Raw genomic sequence first — 21895 nt, 5'->3', positions numbered from 1 at the left:
TCATATTCTCTGATCAAAGCCTTTAGACCCCGACGTCGACAATTGCCTTTGCCAGGATCGGCACAGTGTTGGCGTTCAGCCCTGCGATGTTCAGACGACTGTCGCCAACCATGTAGATGCCGTGATCGGCGCGCAGCTTCTCTACCAATTCCGGGGCTGCACCGAGGCGCGAGAACATGCCGCGGTGCTGAGCGATGAAGCCAAACCGATCCGAGCCTGTGAGGCGCTGCAATTCATCTGCCAGGTGTTGACGCAGACCCAGCATGGACAGGCGGACCTCTTCCAACTCAGCCGCCCAGTCAGCGCGCAGAGTGTCGTCATTCAGGATCGTTGTGACAACGCGCGCGCCATGATCAGGCGGGAAGGAATAGTTCTGGCGGTTCAGAAATGCCAGTGTACCCTGGTTCAGCGCTGTTTCCTCAGCGTTGTTGCTGATCGCCATCAACAACCCGGTGCGTTCACGATATACACCGAAATTCTTCGAGCACGATGCCGCGATCAGACTCCGGCTGACCGAGGATGCCACCAAGCGCGCCGCTTTTGCGTCTTCTTCCAGACCGTCTCCGAAACCCTGATAGGCAATGTCGATCATGGCAACGAGGCCACGTTCGTTGATCAGGTTCACGACTTCCTGCCACTGCACCATGTTCAGGTTGGCGCCGGTCGGGTTGTGGCAGCAGCCGTGCAGAAGGACCACGTCGCCCGCGTTTGCGGTCTTCAGATCCTCGATCATCCCATCGAAATCTACACCGCGCGTTTCACTGTCGAAATAGCGGTACTGGACCGTCTCCATCCCCAGATAGTTCAGGATCGACAGGTGGTTCGGCCAAGTCGGGTTCGACACGAACACACGGGCCGACGGGTTGGCCATGCGGATCATCTCAAACGCCTGTCGGCACGCGCCGGTACCACCGGGGGTCGCCACGGCGGCGATATTCGCGCGAGGAACCGAGGTGCCCAAGATCAGACCGATCATCGCGTCAGCATAGGCCGGATCGCCAGCCAGCCCGGTATAAGCCTTAGATTCCTGTTCCTCGAGAATACGCTTTTCAGCAGCTTTCACCGCACGCATCACCGGGGTCACGCCCTCGGCATTCTTGTAGACGCCAACACCCAGATCGATCTTCTGATCGCGCGGGTCTTCGCGGTACATCTGCATCAACGCCAGAATCTTGTCGGCAGGCTGCGGTTTGAGGTTTTCGAACATCAGTTCTCTCCGGTTGCGACGGGCAGGGTCGGGAAAGCACCCCATTCAGCCCAGGAGCCGTCATAAAGCGAATGGTCTTTCTTGCCCAAGCGTTCGAGCGCAAGGCTGAGGATCGCGGCCGTCACGCCCGAACCGCAGGACGTGATGGCCGGCTTCGACAGGTCTACACCTGCGGCTTCAAACACGGCACGGCACTCGTCAGGCGACTTCATTGTGCTGTCGGCATTCAACAATTGACCAAAGGGCACATTTCGGGACCCCGGGATGTGGCCCGAACGCAGACCTTCGCGCGGCTCGGCCTCGGACCCGGCAAAACGGGACGCAGAGCGGGCATCAACGATCTCATGATCGGCCAGCTTCGCGGCGGCAGAGACTTGAGTCACGTCACGCACCAGATGGTTCTGAACGCGCACTGTCATGTGACGGTCACGGATTACAGGGGGTAGATCTTCGATTTCGCGCCCTTCGGCCTGCCATTTCGGCAACCCACCGTCCAGTACAGCGATATTCTCCTGCCCCATCAGACGGAACAGCCACCAGACGCGCGCCGCCGACATCAGCCCGGCACCATCATAGACCACGACCTGATGACCGTCGCCCACCCCCATGGCCCGCAGGCGCGACATGAATTTTTCGACCGGTGGCGCCATATGCGGCAGGTCCGACCGGTGGTCCGAAATCTCATCAATATCGAAGAATCGTGCGCCCGGGATGTGTCCGCCGTCATATTCAGCCTTTGCATCGCGGTTTTGCGCGGGCAAATACCAGGACCCGTCCAGAATCCGAAGATCCGGGTCTTTCATATGCGCGGCCAGCCATTCGGTAGATACGAGGGTTTTCGGATCGTCCTGCATCAAAGCCTCCCCTAAGCGAGCTTGAATTTTCCCTATACCCGGCAGCATAGGGGTTCAAGGCTGGATAGCGCCTACGCCTGTAAACCGCTGTATTTATCGCGCCCGGCGGAGGCGAAAGTGCTGAATGATGCCGATGATACTGATAACGATCCAGAACCCTTCGATCAGCATTGAGGCCAGATTGAAGTTCTGAAGCAGGGAATAGACGATCAGGACCGAGCCCAGCAGATTGATCACCGGAAAGGCCAGATCGTCCGAATTCATCATCCGCATCTGCGTCGCGAAATACGCGGCAACCACGATCAGGGCACCGAACGAGCCGATGGCGTCCACGATGGTCAGGCTGTCGAAAAATGCGGTCATGAAAGGACCTTGCCGTTTTCAAAGAATTCAGTGTGCTGTGCGTAGTGGTGCATATTCAGAAAAACCGCCCCTTGCGCACCCGCGCGGTAACCGTGCGGGATATCCGCGGCAAACCGCAAACCTTGCCCCGACTGCAAGGAAACCCATTCCTCACCCCGTAAGATATCCAGCGCACCACTGAGGACGAACACCTCCTCTGTCACGCCTGCTGCATGTGCAGGCGACTCGTGGCTCTGGTTTGGGGTAAGGCTGACGTGAAAGGTTTCGGTCCCCAATGCAGGGTCAAATGGGAAGACGATCTTGACCTCGATACTGCCGGGGAAGGTCACGGTTTGAAACACCGACGGGTCGCCCTGCTTCGTGTCGATCAACGCGCTCAGCGGTACCTGGAACCCTTTGGCGATCTTCCATAGTGTCGCAATGGTGGGGCTGGATTCGCCGCGCTCGATCTGACCCAGCATGGCTTTGCTGACGCCTGTCAGTTCGGCCACCTTGGACAAGCTCAGGCCCGAGGCCGCCCGCACGTCCCGCAGTTTCAATGTTAAATCTTCAGAGTCCATCTCAGCGTCCCGCGAATCCTCTTGTGCGTTATAGCGCACATGTGGTACGTGCGCTATAACGTACGAACCCCAAGACATGCAACCCGAGGCAATAGGGAAACAGCATCATGCCATTGTACCGATCCAGAACCTCAACCCATGGCCGCAACATGGCCGGTGCGCGCGGATTGTGGCGCGCCACAGGCATGGGGGACGACGATTTCGGCAAACCGATCATCGCCATCGTCAACTCGTTCACTCAGTTCGTCCCCGGCCACGTTCACCTGAAGGATCTGGGCCAGATGGTCGCGCGTGAGGTCGAGGCCGCAGGCGGTGTCGCGAAAGAGTTCAACACTATCGCGGTGGATGACGGTATCGCCATGGGCCATGACGGGATGCTCTATTCGCTGCCTTCGCGAGAGGTCATCGCGGATTCGGTCGAATACATGGTCAACGCACACTGCGCCGACGCGATGGTCTGCATTTCGAACTGCGACAAGATTACCCCCGGCATGCTGATGGCCGCCATGCGCCTGAACATCCCGGCGATCTTCGTCTCGGGCGGTCCGATGGAGGCAGGCAAGATCGATATTGCCGATCTGGAAACGAAAAAGATCGACCTCGTAGACGCAATGGTCGCCGCTGCGGACGACAAGTTCACCGACGAACAGGTTCAACACATCGAAGAGAACGCCTGCCCCACCTGCGGCTCGTGCTCGGGCATGTTCACCGCCAACTCGATGAACTGTCTGGCCGAGGCACTGGGCCTGGCGCTGCCGGGCAATGGCTCGACACTGGCCACACACGCCGACCGTAAAGAGCTGTTCCTTGAGGCCGGTCGTCGGATCGTTGAGATCACCAAGCGTCACTATGATCTGGACGAAAAAGGCTTCCTGCCGCGCGAGATCGCAACCTTTGACGCGTTCGAAAACGCCATGAGCCTTGATATCGCCATGGGCGGATCGACCAATACGGTTCTGCACCTGCTGGCCATCGCACATGAAGGCGAGGTGCATTTCACCATGTCCGACATGGATCGCCTCAGCCGCAAGGTGCCGTGCCTGTGCAAGGTCGCGCCCAACACCGAGAACGTTCACATGGAAGATGTTCATCGCGCCGGTGGTATTTTCTCGATCCTCGGCGAGCTTAGCCGCGCGGGTCTGCTGCATGAAGACTGCAGCACTGTGCATTCGGCCACGATGGGTGAGGCGATTGCCAACTGGGACATCAAGATCGCCAACAACCCCAAGGCGCAAGAACTGTTCAAAGCCGCCCCCGGCGGTGTCCGCACCACGCAGGCGTTCAGCCAGTCGAACAGGTACAAAGAGCTGGACGTTGATCGCGAAGGCGGCGTGATCCGGTCCAAGGAACACGCCTTCAGCCAAGATGGGGGTTTGGCGGTTCTGTTCGGTAATATCGCTCGTGATGGCTGCATCGTGAAAACGGCTGGCGTGGATGAAAACATCCTGAAGTTCACTGGCTCCGCTTACGTCTGTGAAAGCCAGGATCAGGCTGTCAGCGACATCCTGACCGGCAAGGTGAAAGAAGGCGACGTGGTCGTCATCCGCTACGAGGGTCCACGCGGCGGTCCGGGGATGCAGGAAATGCTTTACCCGACGTCGTATCTGAAATCCAAAGGTCTGGGCAAAGCCTGCGCCCTGCTGACCGATGGCCGCTTCTCGGGCGGCACCTCCGGTCTGTCGATTGGGCACGTCTCGCCCGAGGCGGCCGAGGGCGGTGAAATCGGATTGGTCAAGAACGGAGATACGATAGAGATCGATATCCCGAACCGTACAATTCATCTGGCGGTCTCGGACGAGGAGCTTGCTGCCCGTCGCGAAGAGCAGGACGAAAAAGGCTGGGTGCCCGCCGCACCGCGCAAGCGCAAAGTGTCCACGGCACTGAAGGCCTATGCCAAACTGGCGACCAGCGCTGCCAAAGGAGCCGTGCGCCAGCTTTGATCACGTTCCGTACAGGCCTGCTATTTCAGCAGGTCGGTAAACGGAGCACGCACGGGCGCTCCCGCGCTCAAACGCGGTATCAGCTTCGCCGACACCACGTTCGGACTTGGGCCCGGCGCCGCGCAAATCGCGGCGCCGGGCCCAACCAGAGGAGGCGTCCCGCCAGAGACGTCGACAATGGACGGGAGAATTTGTTTGGCGGATCAGTCGCCCAGCTTGGCGTGGATTTCGTCCAGATCGATTTCGCCGATGGGCATCTTGTTGGCCGGGTTTTCGAAATCGTATTTGAACAGCTCGAAATCCTGTTTGTAGATTTCATAAACCAGATGCATCGACAGATCGTCGAAGTAATCTTCGACCGGGTGCGCGCGTTTGGGGCCGTGGCCTTCGGATTCATTGAACCGCGGAATCTCGGCCAGAGTCACCGGGTGCTTCAGTTCAACGTTATCCAGAACATCCTGCATCCCGTCATTGAACGCCTCGGTCCAGAAAATCCGGTCATAACGCCCGCCGTTTACAATGAAGGTCGATACATGGCCGGACATGGCTGACCAGTGAATGTCGGGATCCATCGGGCGGCGCCAGCGGATCGTGTCGCGGGCAAACAGAAGGAACCGGCGGAAACTGGCGATCTGGTCGAACTCGCCCTTACCGTCATCTCCGCCCACTTCGATCCCGTAGTTGTAGATCAGCGTCGGCACCAGATTGCCCCGGTACCGCCTGCCGTTGCGCTGGATGCCGCAGATCTTGTCGAAAAACGAACTGAGGATACGGGTGTAAGGATTGCGCACACAGGTAAAGGAATAAGACCCGTGATTGCGCACATTGTTCGTGATCAGGCCCTGACTCTGGTCAAACGCCCATTTATGCATGCCATCCTTTGCATCGTGGATGTCACCGTCAAAGAACTGACCATGATCGGAGTAATACATGATCTGACCAATGGTCGAACAGGCACATTTGGGCACCACACGGTACACCATGCTTTCGCTCTCGGTCATCCAGGTACCGGGAAAACCCATCTGCTGTGCCTCCTTCGCCGGTCAGGTATCGATCCGATACGCCAGCTTTTGGTAACAAAAAACCAAAATTATTCTGTTTATTCAATCGCTCATCCTCAGTATCACGGTTGAAACCGGGCAGAAACGGAAATTACGTAATCTCAATGGCGATGATTGCCTATATATTGCTGTGCCATAAGGACCCTGATGCGATCATCGCACAGGCCGAACAACTGACCGCGGCGGGCGATTGCATGGCGATCCATTTCGACGCGCGCGCCAGCGCTGACGCCTATGATCAGATCCGCACGGCGCTAAGAGACAACCCCAACGTAACCTTTGCCACCAAGCGCGTCAGGTGCGGATGGGGAGAATGGTCACTGGTGCAGGCCACGCTGAACACGCTGAACGCCGCGGTTGAGACTTTTCCCCGCGCCACCCATTTCTACATGCTGTCCGGCGATTGCATGGCCATCAAAACGGCGGAGTACGCCCACCGTTTTCTGGATGACCGCGACAAGGATTTCATCGAAAGCCACGATTTCTTTGAAAGCAACTGGATCAAGACCGGGATGAAAGAAGACCGGCTGATCTATCGCCACTATTTCAACGAACGCACCCAGTCCAAACTGTTTTACTCAACCTATGAGATGCAAAAACGCTTTGGCCTGACGCGAAATGTACCCGAAGATATTCAGGTGATGATCGGCAGCCAATGGTGGTGCCTGCGTCGCAGAACAGTCGAGATGATTCTCGATTTCCTGCGCCAGCGCCGCGATGTGATCCGTTTCTTCTCGACCACGTGGATACCCGATGAAACCTTCTTTCAAACACTGGTACGTCACCTGATCCCGAAGGATGAGATCGAGAACCGAACCCTGACATTCCTGATGTTCTCGGACTATGGAATGCCTGTCACGTTCTACAATGACCACTATGACATGCTTCTGGGCCAGGATTACCTGTTTGCCCGCAAGATCAGCGCCGAGGCGCATGAGTTGAAGGACCGTCTGGGTTCGCTCTACGCAAGTGAAGGGGTCGAATTTCCTGTCTCGAATGAAGGCCGCAACCTCTACGCGTTTCTTGCTGGTCGCGGGCGCATCGGCCGCAGGTTCGGGCAGCGTTTCTGGGAGGCCGCAAGTACGTTCGGCACCGAACGGGAACTCTTCATGATCGTCTGCAAGAAGTGGCACGTGGCCAAACGTCTTGTCGATCAGATCGCGTCGGAAACGAATATCCCCTGCGTTGAATACCTGTTTAACGAAGAAGAAACATTTCTGCCCGATCTGGGTGGGATCGAAACCACCTTGTTGAAACGCTCCCGCCATCGGCGGGCCGTCGTGCGCATGCTGTTCGACAGTTTCAGGTCGGATCAGTTGGTTCTGTGCCTCGACCCGGCCAATCTTGATGCGATTCAGGATTTTTGTGGTGAACAGGCCAAAACCCATGTGCTTGAAATTGAATGTGAATACTCGGACGAATACCTGATCGGCCACGCACGCCGTGTCGGGCTTGCCGGCGACAGCAGCCCTGAGAAAACGGTTGCACAGCTTCTGCCGACACTTCGCAACGACCTGAGCTACGAATCCGAACAGATCCGTGCCGCCGGGTTCGACAACTACTTGCGCCTTAGCGAAACCGCGCAGCGCGCCGAGAATGAAGCGGTGATCGCCAGGTTTCTTGGCCTGGACGAGGTACAAGCTCAGGCCGTGATGCGGTTGGATTATCTTTTCCTCGACTAAGCCCGATCGTCTTCCAACGATAGGCCACCTGCGGGCGCTCTCAGGCGGATACTCCATACCTCGGACGAGCATTCGATCTGTCAAACCAAGCGGGACCGTAAGCCCCAGTCACAGTATTCGTGATTTTTGTCCAAAAATCGGATACTGTGCAGCCAATTGGGCCATTTTGTTCACACTTTTTCCATCAGCAATGCGGCCCCCGCCAGTGAAACGCACAGAAAAAGACGGGTCTTTAATTCTGAATGACCGGTATCTGAGCGTCGAAAAACCAAAAGCACTGGCAGATCGAAGGTTGAATTTTGAAACGCAACTCCGGGGGGACACAGTTGTGCCTACAGATCACATTGCCAAATCCAGACCATACATCCCAAATGACGCAGACTGGACGTTGATTTACAACATCCTTCCGGGCGAAGCCCAGGTTGCGGACCCAGCCGTCATCAACCCTCAATTCGAATGCATTGAGGTGACCGGAAACACGGTCCTGCCAGCTGGCGGCATGTATATCGTGCTGCGCGGCGTGGTTCAGCTGCGCCAGAATGGGGAACCGTTGGCCAGTGCGGATGTTGGCGACTACTTCTATGAAGAACATCTGCAAATCTCGGATATTCCCGTCAGCCTCGAAGCGCTTGCGCTGGAGGGTACGCGGCTGGCTTACCTGTCCAGCGCGAACTGGCGGCAAATCCCCGAAGATATCCGGCAACCCTGTTTTGCCACGATGTTCGGGGACCTGGTCAGCGTTCAGTTGCAGAACTTTCAGCAGCCGATCAATTGCTGCAGCGTCACTGCGGCTGCACTCAGCATGTCGGCGCTGGGATTCAGCTGCGAAGTGAATGACATCTTCCGCGAATGCGCGCTGCCTTCGTCCTTTGTGGTGAACGACGGTATCTCGCTGGGTGAGCTGTTTGACGTCGCCTGCACCTATATTCATTCGCAAGGTCTTCGGGACCGGGTCCAGGTTCAGGCCTATTTCATGGATGAAGACACGACCAGCGTGCCGCTGCTGCTTGAGGCGATTGACGAATCCAATCGGCTGGGCGGGGACAACGACATTCTGGTGGCGAATTTCCAGGTCGGCGTCACCCACGGCAAAGAGAATATGCCGGGCGGGCATTTTGCCGTCATTGCCAAATGCAACCCAAGCACCGGGCTGGTGCATATGATGGATGTGCATCCCGAGAAATACGGCAAGCTTTGGGTAACAACAGTCGAGCGGCTGTGGAAGGGTATGTCGGATCGCGACGGAACCTCGATGCGATCACGCGGCATTCTGCGGTTTTCGGCGCGCGCCGCGGTCAAAACCCATCTGAAGACATTCAAGCAGCGGTGCAACTATGTCGACAGCACGCGGTATCTGGCGAAAGACCCCAAGAAACGCCGCAACCTATTCCGTCGGGCCACGCCCAACATGAATTCACTGGGAGTGCTGGCGGAAAGCCTCGCCATTCACGGCGACAACAGGGTGGACGAAGACGAGCTGCTGCGGGCAACCGAGGCGTCGTTCACGGATGCGGTCAGCCGGGTCGCCACCGCCGAAGATATGAACGACATGGCGGAAAAGTACCTCAGCCAGTCCGAGTATGTGCATCTGAGCAGCTCGTTTCATAGCTTTGAAACCCGCGAGGAAAAATCGCTCAAAACCCCGCAAGACTGGTTCAAGGCCCAGTTGAAAAGCCTGAACACCAACAAAGATCGTCACCTGATGATCAATATCGACTTCAATCGCGTCACCGGAATAGAAGCGATCTGCCCACCGGAAAACGTCTATCGGGAAACCGCCCTGCTGGAAGAGTTCTGGTGCCTGTGCATCGATTATGACGAGGCGGAGGACGTTGTCACCATTGTCGACATGAGTCCTGCGACCTCTCAGGTCTGGCAGGCCCCGCGCGGCAACATATTTCGCGGGCTGCGCGATCTGGAAGACCCCGCGCTGGTGATGATCGAAGAGATCGAACCGCCTGAAGACCCAAGCGATATCGCCAGTATCGTCAAGCACAATACGATGGTTCTGTTCTACGAGGATGAGGACCCCTGGTCTTACATGCTGCGCAGCGTTCTTTCGAACATCGGGGCAACAACCGTCAAGCAGATCGACGTGGGCGGGCGTGACCCCAACATGATCAGGATGCGGCGGCAATTGGTGACGCTCGGCGAAAGACCGGACACACCTTACCTGTTTTTCAAAGGCAAATGCATCAGCAAAAGCGATGAGCTGGAAGACATTGTGGACATGATCAGGGCCGGTGAATTGCAGGCCAGGATGCGTAAGGAAGGACTGCCTGTTTCCGATCTGAATGAAACCCCGAGTCTTGAGAAAAACCCGTTCGGATATCCCAAAGGGGTGATGAATCAGGTGAACGTCGGCAAGCGAAACGTCTTGTTGTGCGCCTGTGGGTCGTCGGCAGCTGACAAAATCCCTGAGCTCGTCGAACGTATCGTCGATGCAGGGCATAACGTGAAACTGATCCCCTCGGTCTCAGCCGAGAAATTCTTTCGGGATTTCGGGGCCGAAAGGATCGACGCCAAAATCACCCATCATGACTACTACCGTGACGATGACGAGTGGAATTTCCGCTACATGAAGTTTGACATGCCGGTGCGCGCCTCGCATCTGGCGCTGTGTGACTGGGCCGATTGCGTCATCGTGGCCCCCATCACCTGCAACACGATGGGCAAGGTCGCAAACGGTATCGCCGACAACCTTCTGACCTCGGTCTTTGTGGCCTGGCAATACCAGAAGAAACCGGTGATCCTTTGCCCCGCCTGCAACACCAATATGTGGAACAACATCACCACGCAAAACAACGTCGACAAGCTGAAGACACTGGGCGTCGATTTCGTCGGACCGCGTGAGGGGCGTTTGTCAAACGGCCGGATGGGCATCGGTATGATGGCCACGCCGGACCAGATCATGGAAGCACTGGCCGACGCGTTCGAAGAGTTGGACGATCAGAAGTACCGTGTCTGCAAATGGGCGCGCGAGGCTGCTGCTGCCGATGACATCAACGAATGGAAACGCGTGTTCCGCGCCATCGACGAAGGGATCGTTGGCGTCAATATCGTGGACGAAGCGCATGGGGATTCATTGCTGCACTACGCAGCCGGTGGTGAGGGAGAGCTGAACGAAAGCGGCCATGATCTGGGCAAGCCGGATTATGAGGCCGCCCAGGATCTGATCAAACGCGATATCGACGTCAATATCGTCAACGATCACGGGTTCACGGCCCTGCATGTGGCGGTAATGAACAAAGCGCCCAGGATGGTGGAAATCCTGCTGGGGGCCCAAGACATGGATGCGACCTCGTGCATCGAATTTGTTCAGGGCATGAAAATCGATCCCGAAATCCGGACCATGCTGGATAGCTGGGCGCATGATCACAACCTGAAGATGGCAGATCTCGAACAGGGGCGCGACGAGAGCTTTGTGGCGGTCAACGAGCCCACATACCTGTACTTTACCTATGGCTCACTGAAGCAGGGCTTCCCTAACCATGAGGCACATAGCGCAGTTCTGAGCGATTTCGTAGGATCGGCCCGCACCCGGCAACCGATGCCCCTGATCGTGCCGAAAGAACCCTTCTGCGACAATCCGAACTGTGGGTATTTGCACCGTATGGCCACGCTCGTGGATCAGCAGGGAATGGGCAAACAGGTGAGTGGCGAGGTCTATCGGGTGACACAATCCGGCCTGCGCGAGTTAGACAAGCTGGAGGGGTTTCACGGCCCCGACTCGCCTGAGAATGTATATATCCGCAAGAAGATCAACGTCATTGTCGAAGGCGTGATGAAGCCCGCCTATGCCTATGTCATCGCTGATCCCGCAAAGTATCTGCAAAACTTGCGCGACGGGACATCCGAAGTGGTCAGCGATTACACATTGGACATGGCGCAGGGCGAGCCCAAGCCGGGTTTTGAACCCGTGGCCTAACCCTCTTGCGTGCTGATCGGTGGCGGTTCGTTGCTTTCCTTCAGGCTGAGGTTATAGGCCGTGATCGCCACCATGCACAGCAGCACAAACGGCCAGAAGCTGGCCTTGGGAATCAGGTTGTCCCGATAGTGGATGATCCGCAGCGACGGCACCGCCTCAGAAGCGAAGAGGTAGGTGTTGATCGAAACCGCCAGCAACAAGAAATACATCAGGAAAAAGAAGGATTCCATGTAGATCACGGGCGAACCCGCAAATCCTTCGCGCAGTTGCACATGGGCCAGCAGGATCACGAAGAACAGAACCGAGCAGGTGCCGATCACGCTGGACGTGCTGAAGTCATGCCGCTCTGCCAGACCCTCGCGGCGGGTGACGGTCATGACCGCGCCGAACAACAGCATGGTCACAACGATCAACGGGATCATGTGGACAATGAACGCGTTTGCGAAATTGCGTTTGATGACGAAGTTATAGTGCAATTCGGGCGCGTTGGTTTGGTAGGCGTTCTGCCGAATGCCCAGTGTCGTATCCAGATTTGACAGTTTGTAATCGAAATAGGTGTTTTCACGCTCCCACGTCCCCATCACGATCTGGTTGTCGATCCCAAAGATGTCATCCGGCCCCGTTGCCGGGTACGCCTCAAAGTCAGGCACCAGCGCGACATTGACGTCAAACGAGGCAGGCCAGAACCGCACCCAGACCGTTTTGTGATCGAAGGGGTAACTTGTGTAGTCAAAGCTTTGGCGCAGGGTTTGTTCGAAATACCATCCGATCAATACACCGCCGGATTGCGGCAACCGATAAGCCTCGGCGATCAAACCGTTTGCGGTATCGACTGCTTCGGGCAGAAGAAAACCGACCTCCCCTTCGGCCGGAAGGATCGCATCGTGTTCACCCGTCTTGTAGTGCTGCCAGATGTAACCGGTGATCTGTACATCGCTGGCCCCAAGAAAGCTGAATGACTTAATGTAGATCCCCGTGCTCAGACGATAGTCCGGTGCCCCTTCCAGCTTGCCCAGATAAGCCTCGACTGAGGCCTGATCGGGCAGTTGCGTCGGGTCGCCTTCGAAATGGTTCAGTTCGATCCAAAGCCAGAGCAACAAAGCGGCCAGACCAAAGGTCAGCAGGCCAGAGATCAACCACACCTTTCTTTCGACGCTCATTCAGCCTCCTGCCTAGCCGCCTAATCCGTCAGAAAATCCGCGCGGCCCAGCAGGGATTGCGTGATGCCCATCGAGGCAAATTGCGTTTTCAGATCGGCAAATCCGCTATGCTCGGACGATGGGATATTCTGCTGACCACTTTCGGCCAAAAGGCGCGTTTGACGAATGGTCAGATCGACCATCGGCAAAGGCTCATTCGCCGTGAAAGCCGCAAGCCCTTCCGCGTATTCGATCGCAGCATCCCAATCCCCACGCCCCAGCATGACAGCGCTGGCATCGGGGTAAAAGTGCAGGTGACTGTGGCCAACACATCCTTCAGCGATGATCTCAGAGCCCAGTTTCAAAAGGCGTGATTGCTCATCAGGATCAGACTCGGCCATCGCTAGGGCCGAAAGGGCCTTGGGCCCCACAAAGTTCCGCCCATGCTCAAGCGCAATTTCAACCGCTCGAAGGCCGGTTTCCCGCGCCTGCTCCACCTGCCCGGCATAGACCTGCGTTCTGGCCAGATGTTCCAACGCCTGCGCCTCAAGGCGTTTTGCCCCCACACGCTCGGCGATTTCGGCAGAGACTGTGAAGGCTTCAAGCGCGCGGTCCAGGCTGCCCAAGAATGTCTCGGCCACACCAAGGCATGTTTGTGCCACGCATTCCGGAACGAAGGCAAAGTATTTCTGCGAGATTTCAATTGCTTCGTTGGCATCCGCTCTGCCCTGCCCGACATCGCCTGTGTAACTGCGCGCGACACTTAGATTGTGCAGATTGGCGGCAAGGTCCCGGACCAGCCCTTTTTCACGCGCCCGTTCCACGGCCTGAGTATAGAACCCTGTCGCCGTCTTCATGGTGGCATTCATGAAATTGGCGTCGCCAAATCCGCTCAGCGCCCCGACCTCAAGACGGGCTGATTCCAGTTTGCGCGCCAGCGACAGCGCCCGTTCATTGGCAATCAGAGCCTCTTTGTCGCGCCCGAGCGGGAAGTAAACATTGCCGCGCACATAGTTGATCTGCGCCATGTCCCGCTCAGATCCACATCGTTCGGCGGCTGCCTCGGCTGTATCGAGCGCTTCCAGCGCCTCCTGATACAGGCTGGCTTGCCGCGCGGCTTGCGCCAGGCCGATATGCGCCCGGCTGATTTGTTCGTCGGTTTCCGCCAGCTTGGCCGCGTCTTTGAATTCCTGCAGCGCTTCGTTTGATAGCCCCTGCAACCGATGCGTCTCACCCCTGGCGCATAACAGATCAAATCGAACACCTGCCGGCGATGGCAGTTCCAAAGCACGTTCTATCAAGGGGCTGGCATCGTCGAAACGGAACGCCTGAATCAGTTTGTCGGCGGCGTCCAGATAGGCTTGCGCGGCGTTATTCGCCCCGGCCCGATCCAGATGCTGAGCCCGCAGGGTCGCATCACGATCCTCGAACCACTGCGCCGCCTGACGGTGCAGGCGGGCACGTTCGGACTTGACCAATGTCGCATAAGATCCGTCCCGGATCAGCGCGTGGGCAAACATGAGGTCGGGTCCGGCCTCACGGATCAGTGCCGAACGGATCAGGTTGGTCGTATCCAGATGCCCTTCGCCCAGAATGAAATTCAGAACTTCGGGCGAGAACCTCTGACCCAGTACCGACGCGGCCTGAATGGCGGTTCGGCTGGCTCGGTCCAATGCATCAAGACGCGACTGAACGATACCCTGAATGCTGCCGGGCACGCTTTCCTGCTTGAGCACATCCGTATTGCGCAGCAGCTGCTCCAGAAACAGCGGGTTGCCGCCTGCGCGTTGGACGCAGGTTTCCAGCAAATCCGAGTCAATGGCGCGGAACTCCTCGACCAGTTGTCTGACCTGATCCTCTCCCATCGGGGCCAGTTCCAGTTTTGACACCAGCGCACCATCCGTTGCCATTTGCCAGTCCCTGTTGATCGGGTCGCCTTCGGCCCGGCTGGTCATCATCAATACACAAGGGATATTCCGCGTTGCGGCCGCAATATGCGAACTGGCGGTCAAAATGTCAGGCGAGGCCCAGTGAATGTCTTCGATCTGAATGAGTAGAGGCGCTTCCTGACTGCGGGCCGTAAGCAGTTCATCCAGGACCTGACGCCGCCCCCGCAGGCGGGTTTTGTTATCCATCACTGCATAAACTTCGGCTAGGCCCGGGTCCTGTTCAAGCTCAAGCAATGCGTTGAGATGCGCCGCATTGGACGGGCTGACCCAGCCCTTGGCAATCGCGTCCTTTGCAACAGCGGCCCCGGTTTCCGCCCCGTCCGATGCGTCCAGTCCCAAAATGCTGCGGGCCACGGTCTGAATGGCCGAATGCCCTTCGCGTGCACCGAAATCCATCACAACGCCATTGTGGATTGTGTAGGACAGGCTGGACGCCAGTTCCGCCACCTGTTCGGACAAGTGGGTTTTGCCAATTCCGGGCTCGCCCAGAACGATGTGAACCTCGCCTTTACCATGGCGCTGGCACCGGTCGAACGTGGCCGAGAAAATCGACATCTCACGCTCGCGCCCGATGAATTTATGCCGTCGCGTCCGGATGTTCCGGGCCAGCCGATCCAGACGCCAAACCTCAATCGGCTCGCTCAGGCCCTTGATCGTTTTGACACCGATGGATTCACCCACGAATAGCGGGCCCAGCGCACGCTGAATGTCATGTGAAACCAGGGTTTCCTCGCCGCCGGAAATATCGGTCAGCCGGGACGCCAAGTTCACCCCATCCCCCGTTACCGTGTATTCCGTATGGGACTGGCTGCCGGTTGTACTGGCAATGACCTGACCGGATGAAATGCCGATGTGACAGGACAACGGCGGTGACAGTGTCGGCAGTACCGCGTGAATCTCGGCCGCAGCCCGCGCCGCCCTTTCGGTGTCGTTGGTATGCGAGATCGGCGCCCCGAATACCGCCATGACCGCGTCACCGATATGCTTGTCGATGCGACCGCCGTATTTCTCGACGACATTGTCCACCTTGCTGAAGAACTGATTGAGCAGCGCGTGCATGTCTTCCGCATCCAGCTCGCTGGACAGTTTCGTAAATCCGGTCAGGTCAACAAACATCACGGTGACCTGTCGCCGCGCAGGTTCAAGCGGCGCGGCAGGTTCCGGATCAGAGGCCGTCTGAGTGGCGTCGAGCTGTTCAATAGCCCGCAACAGCCGCCGACGATCGCCGACGGCAGTCACCCCGATTTCGATCAGATCCTCGGCCGTCAAATCCGGCAGGATAGAGAAATCGATCTTGTTGTCTGTGAAGGCCTGCGCGTACTCGTTTAATCCAATTGCGCTCAGCCAGCCCCTCAGGTCTTGAGACATATCGCCCCTCTGAAGTCCCCCACTTCAAACGGGAACCTAACATGACAGCATGCCTCGAGTCTGCAAAAACCAAATTAATTTGTGATTTTGAGCAGGGTTAAGCCATTTTTACTCGCTCCCTGAGCCTGCGTTTCCAAATCCGCTCGACAGGATAAATGAACGGCAGGTTTCGGTGATCTCCCGAAATCGGGCCCTTTCCCGGACATAAAGATACACCTCGCGCTTGTCCGGCAAATTTGAAATCGGACGAAAGGCAACGGCGTCCGGGATGAATTGCGCGACGGTTTGCGGCAAGACCGTGATCCACCGACCCGCCCTGACCGTCGTGATCAGGGAATGCGTGTTGTGAATGGTGACCTCGGCCCTGTCCAGAATTTCTCGGAAAGAAGGGGATTCGATAAAGTCACACAGGGCGTTTCGTACGAAGGGTTCAGTCATAAGATCTGAAATGCCGGGCGGTTCGGCCTGTGTCATCAACGGGTGATCGGATGCCGCAACCAGCCCGAAACGGTCTTGAAACAGCGGCTCTGCACTGACCCCGTTCAGCGGGTAATGGCCGGATGCAATCCCGATATCCGAACTGTCCCCGGCTACGGCATCCAGAACCTGCTGCGAATCCCCGTCCCGCAACTCGATCTTCAGACCGGGAAAGCGCGATGTCATGTGACTCAGCAACTCAGGAAAGACCAACGCACCGACGGACGGAACAGATACGATGCGGATCATACCATGCTCGGCCTGCGCGGCCAATTCTATGTTCTGAACGGTCTGATCGAAATCCCGCACCTGTTTGAGCGCAAGATCCAGAACCTGCTGGCCCAGCGGGGACAGGTGGTTTTTCCGTTCCCCTTCAAACAGTTTCTTGCCCAGATGTTCTTCGAACTGTTTCAACATCATTGAAACGGCAGACTGTGTCCGGCCCAATCGGCTGGCGGCCTCGGCAAGGTTTCCGGTTTGCGCGACGGTACAAAAGCACCGCAGCATCTCGACTTTCATGGCCATACTTCAATCTTTCTGAAGTTTTCTAAAGTTATTTGAGTTTGACTGATGCTACCTTCAAACCCCATCTTTACCCAAATCGAAATTTGCGAATTTGGGGCCTGACGTGACCAAACTGAACCTGATTGCCGGCGAATGGCTGGCGGGCGAAAGCGAAATTGAAAACCGCAACCCTTCGGACCTGAGCGATCTGGTCGGCATGTTCGCGCAGGCCAGCACCGATCAGCTTGAGGCAACGCTGGATCAGGCGCGCGTCGCGCAGGCCGAATGGGCCGCCTATGGACTGGAGCGGAAACAGGCCGTGCTGAATGCCATCGGCACCGAGTTGATGGCCCGCGCAGAAGAACTGGGCACTCTGCTCAGCCGTGAAGAGGGCAAACCGCTGACCGAAGGCAAGGGTGAGGTCTACCGCGCCGGTCAGTTCTTCACTTACTACGCCGCCGAGTGCCTGCGTCAGATCGGCGAGAATGCGGATTCCGTGCGCCCCGACATCGAAGTCGATGTGCGCCGCGAAGCTGTCGGTGTAGTTGCCATCATCAGCCCGTGGAACTTCCCGACAGCAACCGCATCGTGGAAGATTGCACCGGCACTGTGCTATGGCAACGCGGTTGTGTGGAAGCCAGCCAACATCACACCGGCGTCGGCTGTGGCCCTGACCGAGATCATTGAACGGCAGGACATCCCCAAGGGTCTGTTCAGTCTCGTGATGGGTTCGGGCCGTTCGATCGGCCAGCGCCTTGTCGAAAGCCCCAAGGTCAACGCGATCTCGTTCACCGGTTCGGTCCCAGTGGGCAAAGGCATCGCCGCCGCTGCGATCCAAAACCTGACCAAAGTGCAGATGGAGATGGGGTCCAAGAACGCTCTGGCCGTGATGGACGACGCTGATCTGGATCTGGCGGTAACGCTGGCTTTGGGCGGCGCGTTTGGGGGAACCGGGCAGAAATGCACGGCCTCGTCGCGGCTGGTGGTTCACGCAGGCATTCACGACGCCTTTGTCGAGAAACTGGTTGCAGGCGCGCAGGCAATGAAGGTCGGCCATGCGCTGGAAGAAGGCGTGCAAATGGGCCCCGTTGTCAGCCAGCAGCAGCTAAGCGAGAACCTCGCTTATGTCGATCTGGGCAAGTCCGAAGGGGCCGAGCTGGCGTGCGGTGGTCAGCGTCTCGAGATGCCACATGACGGTTTCTACATGTCGCCGGGCGTGTTCCTGAACACCACCAACAACATGCGCATCAACCGCGAGGAAATGTTCGCCCCTCTGACCAGCGTCATCAAGGTTGGCAGCTATGACGAGGCGCTGAGCGTCGTCAATGACACCAATTTCGGCCTGACTTCGGGCATCGTCACCAAATCTTTGGCCCGCGCCACCCATTTCCGCCGCAACGCGCGCACTGGCGTTGTGACGGTCAACCTGCCCACCGCCGGCACCGACTACCATGTGCCCTTCGGTGGGCGTGGTGACAGTTCCTACGGGCCGCGCGAACAGGGCAAGGCCGCGGCCGAATTCTACACAACTGTCAAAACCGCCTATATCAGCGCCGGGCCAGTCTGATGCTGATCGACGGCCTGCAATATGCCAACTGGTCGGAAAAGATTTTCCGGCAACTGCGCGAAGGCGGCGTGGATGCGATCCACGTTACCATCGCCTATCATGAGAACTTCCGCGAAACGGTTCTGAATTTCGAGAAATGGAACCGCTGGTTCGAGCAATACCCGGACCTGATCATGAAAGGCCGCTGGGCCAGCGACATCGATACCGCGCGGGAAACAGGGCGGACAGCGGTGTTCTTCGGGTTCCAGAACCCCTCACCCATCGAAGACGATATCGGGCTGGTCGAAATCCTGCACGATCTGGGTGCCCGGTTCATGCAGCTGACCTATAACAACCAGTCCTTGCTGGCGACCGGCTGCTATGAGGCCGAAGACACCGGCATCACCCGCATGGGCAAGCAGGTCATCAAGGAAATGAATCGTGTGGGCCTTGTCATCGACATGAGCCATTCGGCAGACAGATCGACCATCGAAGCCGCTGAGCTGTCGCAACGCCCCATCGCCATCACGCACGCCAATCCGTACGAATGGTCCCCGGCTTTGCGCAACAAACGCGACGACGTCATCCGCGCGGTGACGGAAAACGGTGGGATGCTGGGCTTTTCGGTCTACCCTCATCACCTGAAAGACAAGTCCGACTGCACGTTGGAGAGCTTTTGCGAGATGATTGCCCGGACCGCAGACAAATACGGTGCTCAGCACCTCGGGATCGGCACCGACTTGTGTCAGGATCAACCCGACAGTGTGGTCGAGTGGATGCGTGTCGGGCGCTGGACAAAAGAAATTGACTACGGCGAAGGTTCGGCCTCGGCCGCTGGGTTCCCTCCTATGCCCGGCTGGTTCAAGGACAACCGCGACTTTGGAAATATCGAATCCGGTTTGCGCGCTACCGGTATGAATGACGAAGAAATCGCAGGCATCATGGGCGGCAACTGGTATCGTTTCTTTGCTGAAAACTTTGGTCCACAATCCGCATGAAAGAAATGAGCGCCCATATCCCGCGGCGAGAGCCCGCGCAGGTGATGCGCCTGTCACGGCTTGGGTCATTGCATCAATGCCGCCTCAGCTTCATGCGGCAACTGACACGCCGAATGGCACGGGAGAGCTGGCGATTTACCCGCCCTGTGTTTGATATCGATGCCAATGGCGTGGGCCACGCCGTTTATACCGCGCAGGGGCCGGATCGCGCGTATTCTCTGGTGGCTTTTGCCCATGATCTGCCGCCCGAACAGCGATCCGACCGAGTGATCGCTGAAGCCTGGGATGCCACTTTTACCTTGTTCGACGGTGTCCCCACCCCTGAAGATATCGATCGCCTGTCGCGAAATGTACCGCTGCAAGAGGCAGGGCGGGTCAGCGAATCCGAATTGTCGCTGTCGCGCGCCAATCGCTCGGTGCGGCTCTGGGCTCATGTGGTGGATCGTCTGGCAGCAGGTCGACAACCGGATCTGGAACAGATTTATCAGGTTGGATATCTGATGCGGACCACGGCTGTTTATGGGTCCGGCAAATTCGGTGCTGCAGATCGTGAGAAAACAGCGGACCGGGCCGAGGTCAGCGGGCCGTTCCAGATCGAAATGCTGTCGGTCTATCTAACCCGGGTTTTCGTACGCGATCTGGTGCAACATATGGCGCGCGCCAAAGGAGGGGATCAGACAGCGGTTCTTGACCCTCAGATCGCCCGCTGGCTGGGTATCGGCAATTCAACTGGTCTGGGCATGGCGCCGTTCATCGTGAACCATCCGGTTCTGTTCAACAACTGGATCATGGCACGGGAAGAAGCCATCTCGCGCGTGCGGTCTGTCGAAACAGCCTCCGTGGACGAGGTTCACGGGTTCCACGATGCATTCGCGCGCAGCAAACAGTCGATCGCATGGTGGCGATCCGCGCATCCAATCCAGCTTGAAAAGCTCGCTGCCCTGAATGCCGACGTGCAACAAATTGACAGCTATCTGACCATAAACAATCTGAATCAGGCTCACCCCTGGAATCGTCTAATCCGATGGTCCGAAACTGCCCTTTCGGAAGAGGGGCAGGAACTGCTGGCCTCGCTCATCCTGGAACCTTATGGCGATATGGTCGACGGGCTGGCCGGTTGCATGGCCGACACAAACGCGACAGCACAGATGATCGACGGAGAGATGCCGGTCGCGGATGTGCGCACCCTGATCCGCCACAGCTTTGACTGGGCTTTGGGTCTGGATTGGGGCGCATCCGAAAACTGCGCGCGGGCCTGGTATGTATCCGAAGAAAAACTGGAACCCCGTCTGGGCGAACGGTTTGAAGAACCAATTGCCGACTATGAACAACCGCTCGCACCGGCGCGTGACGCGGTGGCGGCCTATGAAGCCTTACGGGAGTGGCCAGATGACGCTCTGGTCGCAGATTTCCTTCTGCGCCATCCGGAACATCGCCACACCGTGCGCCGCGCCCAAATCAGCCGCGTCGCGCCTTATGGCGAAATCCATGACAACACGATCAGTGCCAAAGTGATGCCCATCGATATGCTACGTGCGAAACTGTCCTTCTTTGGCGCCACGCATTTTGACCCTCGATCAGATCGTTGGGTGCGCATCTGCATGTATTCCGGCGCACCTTATCCTGAGGAGTTGAACGCCGGAAACGCGGATCTTTGGGTCTATCCGGAGGTCGCAGAATGACCTTTTCCCTGAACGAAGTGGAGGCCACCGCCAAACGCGCATCCCGTGGGGCCGGATATGCCTGGGGCGTGGCGGAGGAAGCTGCAAAAGCCACACGCTGGCTTTGCGCCCAGGGGTTCGATGGGACGGCCATTCTGGCGCAACTGCTTCGGCGGGAATTTGCACCGGTTCTGGAACGTCACATTCCAACCGCCCAGAAAAGAGAGTGGGTCGGTGACCAGGACCTATGCCCATTGGTGACCGGAGCGGCGCTATCGGATTCTCCGACCACCCTGTCGCAAGGCACCATATCGATTTCCAACGTTGCCGCCCCGCTTTTGTTGCTGCCCTTTGTGGCCGCCATAGCAAAAAACCGAATGACAACTGTGGCAATCACTTTTGACGGGTTTTCAGCGATAACTGACGGAACTCATCTGAGCTGCGAAGACTGCAATGTGTACAGGTCTGACCACGTTGAAATAGTTGAAGGCGGTCACCTACAAGCGGCACGCACCATGCAAAGCCGCGCCGCCCCGAATTATGAGGCGTGGCAGTTCCTCAACACCATGGCGCATCGCACCTATGCCCCAGCAACAGAAGAATCCCGACGGCTTGGCGCTGGTTCAGGCTTGTCAGACAACGATTGAAGGACCACCCG

At 57.6% G+C, this 21895-nt stretch carries 15 protein-coding genes; 7 read left to right on the top strand and 8 right to left on the bottom strand.

Going from position 1 to position 21895, the window contains the following annotated elements; translation table 11 throughout:
• Positions 1 to 22 precede the first annotated feature (22 nt).
• From ACR0LF_RS12435 to ACR0LF_RS12420, 4 genes are all read right to left on the bottom strand, one after another.
• Positions 23 to 1207, bottom strand: a complete 1185-nt coding sequence (locus ACR0LF_RS12435) for an amino acid aminotransferase (RefSeq protein ID WP_480577706.1) — start codon at positions 1205 to 1207, stop codon at positions 23 to 25.
• Entirely contained in the window at positions 1207 to 2061 is an 855-nt protein-coding gene (gene sseA, locus ACR0LF_RS12430; RefSeq protein ID WP_480577703.1) for a 3-mercaptopyruvate sulfurtransferase, read from the bottom strand. Before sseA ends, ACR0LF_RS12435 begins: the two co-directional genes overlap by 1 nt.
• Before the next feature lie 93 nt (positions 2062 to 2154).
• Positions 2155 to 2424 carry a CBU_0592 family membrane protein gene (locus tag ACR0LF_RS12425; protein ID WP_480577700.1) on the bottom strand — a complete coding sequence of 90 codons (270 nt, stop codon included), beginning with the start codon at positions 2422 to 2424 and terminating at the stop codon, positions 2155 to 2157.
• On the bottom strand, positions 2421 to 2984 hold the full coding sequence (locus tag ACR0LF_RS12420) for a helix-turn-helix domain-containing protein (RefSeq protein ID WP_480577697.1): 564 nt from the start codon (positions 2982 to 2984) through the stop codon (positions 2421 to 2423). The genes ACR0LF_RS12425 and ACR0LF_RS12420 overlap by 4 nt, the downstream gene beginning before the upstream one ends.
• A gap of 107 nt (positions 2985 to 3091) precedes the next feature.
• On the opposite strand from ACR0LF_RS12420, the gene ilvD reads away from it, so the two are divergent.
• On the top strand, positions 3092 to 4924 hold the full coding sequence (gene ilvD, locus ACR0LF_RS12415) for a dihydroxy-acid dehydratase (protein ID WP_480577694.1): 1833 nt from the start codon (positions 3092 to 3094) through the stop codon (positions 4922 to 4924).
• A 203-nt stretch (positions 4925 to 5127) separates the two neighbouring features.
• Here the strand turns inward: ilvD and ACR0LF_RS12410 are convergent, their stop codons facing one another.
• Positions 5128 to 5946 carry a sulfotransferase family protein gene (locus tag ACR0LF_RS12410; RefSeq protein ID WP_480577691.1) on the bottom strand — a complete coding sequence of 273 codons (819 nt, stop codon included), beginning with the start codon at positions 5944 to 5946 and terminating at the stop codon, positions 5128 to 5130.
• 143 nt (positions 5947 to 6089) lie between these two features.
• On the opposite strand from ACR0LF_RS12410, the gene ACR0LF_RS12405 reads away from it, so the two are divergent.
• Both ACR0LF_RS12405 and ACR0LF_RS12400 read left to right on the top strand, forming a co-directional pair.
• Positions 6090 to 7667 carry a DUF5928 domain-containing protein gene (locus tag ACR0LF_RS12405; RefSeq protein WP_480577688.1) on the top strand — a complete coding sequence of 526 codons (1578 nt, stop codon included), beginning with the start codon at positions 6090 to 6092 and terminating at the stop codon, positions 7665 to 7667.
• Positions 7668 to 7872: 205 nt separating this feature from the next.
• Positions 7873 to 11595, top strand: a complete 3723-nt coding sequence (locus ACR0LF_RS12400; RefSeq protein ID WP_480577685.1) for a flavoprotein — start codon at positions 7873 to 7875, stop codon at positions 11593 to 11595.
• On the opposite strand, the gene ACR0LF_RS12395 is transcribed toward ACR0LF_RS12400, so the two are convergent.
• The 3 genes from ACR0LF_RS12395 to ACR0LF_RS12385 all read right to left on the bottom strand — a co-directional run bounded on the left by ACR0LF_RS12395 (position 11592) and on the right by ACR0LF_RS12385 (position 17053).
• On the bottom strand, positions 11592 to 12755 hold the full coding sequence (locus ACR0LF_RS12395) for a hypothetical protein (protein WP_480577682.1): 1164 nt from the start codon (positions 12753 to 12755) through the stop codon (positions 11592 to 11594). The genes ACR0LF_RS12400 and ACR0LF_RS12395 overlap by 4 nt on opposite strands.
• A gap of 20 nt (positions 12756 to 12775) precedes the next feature.
• The gene (locus ACR0LF_RS12390) at positions 12776 to 16051 is read right to left on the bottom strand and encodes an adenylate/guanylate cyclase domain-containing protein (RefSeq protein WP_480577679.1); all 3276 of its coding nucleotides are present in this window, start codon (positions 16049 to 16051) and stop codon (positions 12776 to 12778) included.
• A gap of 108 nt (positions 16052 to 16159) precedes the next feature.
• Entirely contained in the window at positions 16160 to 17053 is an 894-nt protein-coding gene (locus ACR0LF_RS12385) for a LysR family transcriptional regulator (protein ID WP_480577677.1), read from the bottom strand.
• 103 nt (positions 17054 to 17156) lie between these two features.
• Here ACR0LF_RS12385 and ACR0LF_RS12380 point away from each other — a divergent pair, with 103 nt between their 5' ends.
• From ACR0LF_RS12380 to ACR0LF_RS12365, 4 genes are read left to right on the top strand one after another with little or no spacing between them, the layout of a single operon-like run.
• On the top strand, positions 17157 to 18599 hold the full coding sequence (locus ACR0LF_RS12380) for an aldehyde dehydrogenase family protein (RefSeq protein ID WP_480577674.1): 1443 nt from the start codon (positions 17157 to 17159) through the stop codon (positions 18597 to 18599).
• Positions 18599 to 19576 (top strand): membrane dipeptidase, encoded by a 978-nt coding sequence (locus tag ACR0LF_RS12375; RefSeq protein ID WP_480577671.1) that lies wholly within the window; start codon positions 18599 to 18601, stop codon positions 19574 to 19576. Before ACR0LF_RS12380 ends, ACR0LF_RS12375 begins: the two co-directional genes overlap by 1 nt.
• 5 nt (positions 19577 to 19581) lie before the next feature.
• Positions 19582 to 21258, top strand: a complete 1677-nt coding sequence (locus ACR0LF_RS12370; protein WP_480577668.1) for a hypothetical protein — start codon at positions 19582 to 19584, stop codon at positions 21256 to 21258.
• Positions 21255 to 21884: a DUF3726 domain-containing protein gene (locus ACR0LF_RS12365; protein ID WP_480577665.1), complete on the top strand. Its 630-nt coding sequence runs from the start codon at positions 21255 to 21257 to the stop codon at positions 21882 to 21884. The genes ACR0LF_RS12370 and ACR0LF_RS12365 overlap by 4 nt, the downstream gene beginning before the upstream one ends.
• Positions 21885 to 21895: the final 11 nt, after the last annotated feature.

The sequence above is a fragment of the Ruegeria sp. E8 genome (assembly GCF_056533985.1).
The sequence above is the reverse complement of the archived record's forward strand: the minus strand, read 5'-3'. Positions and strand labels throughout refer to the sequence as shown.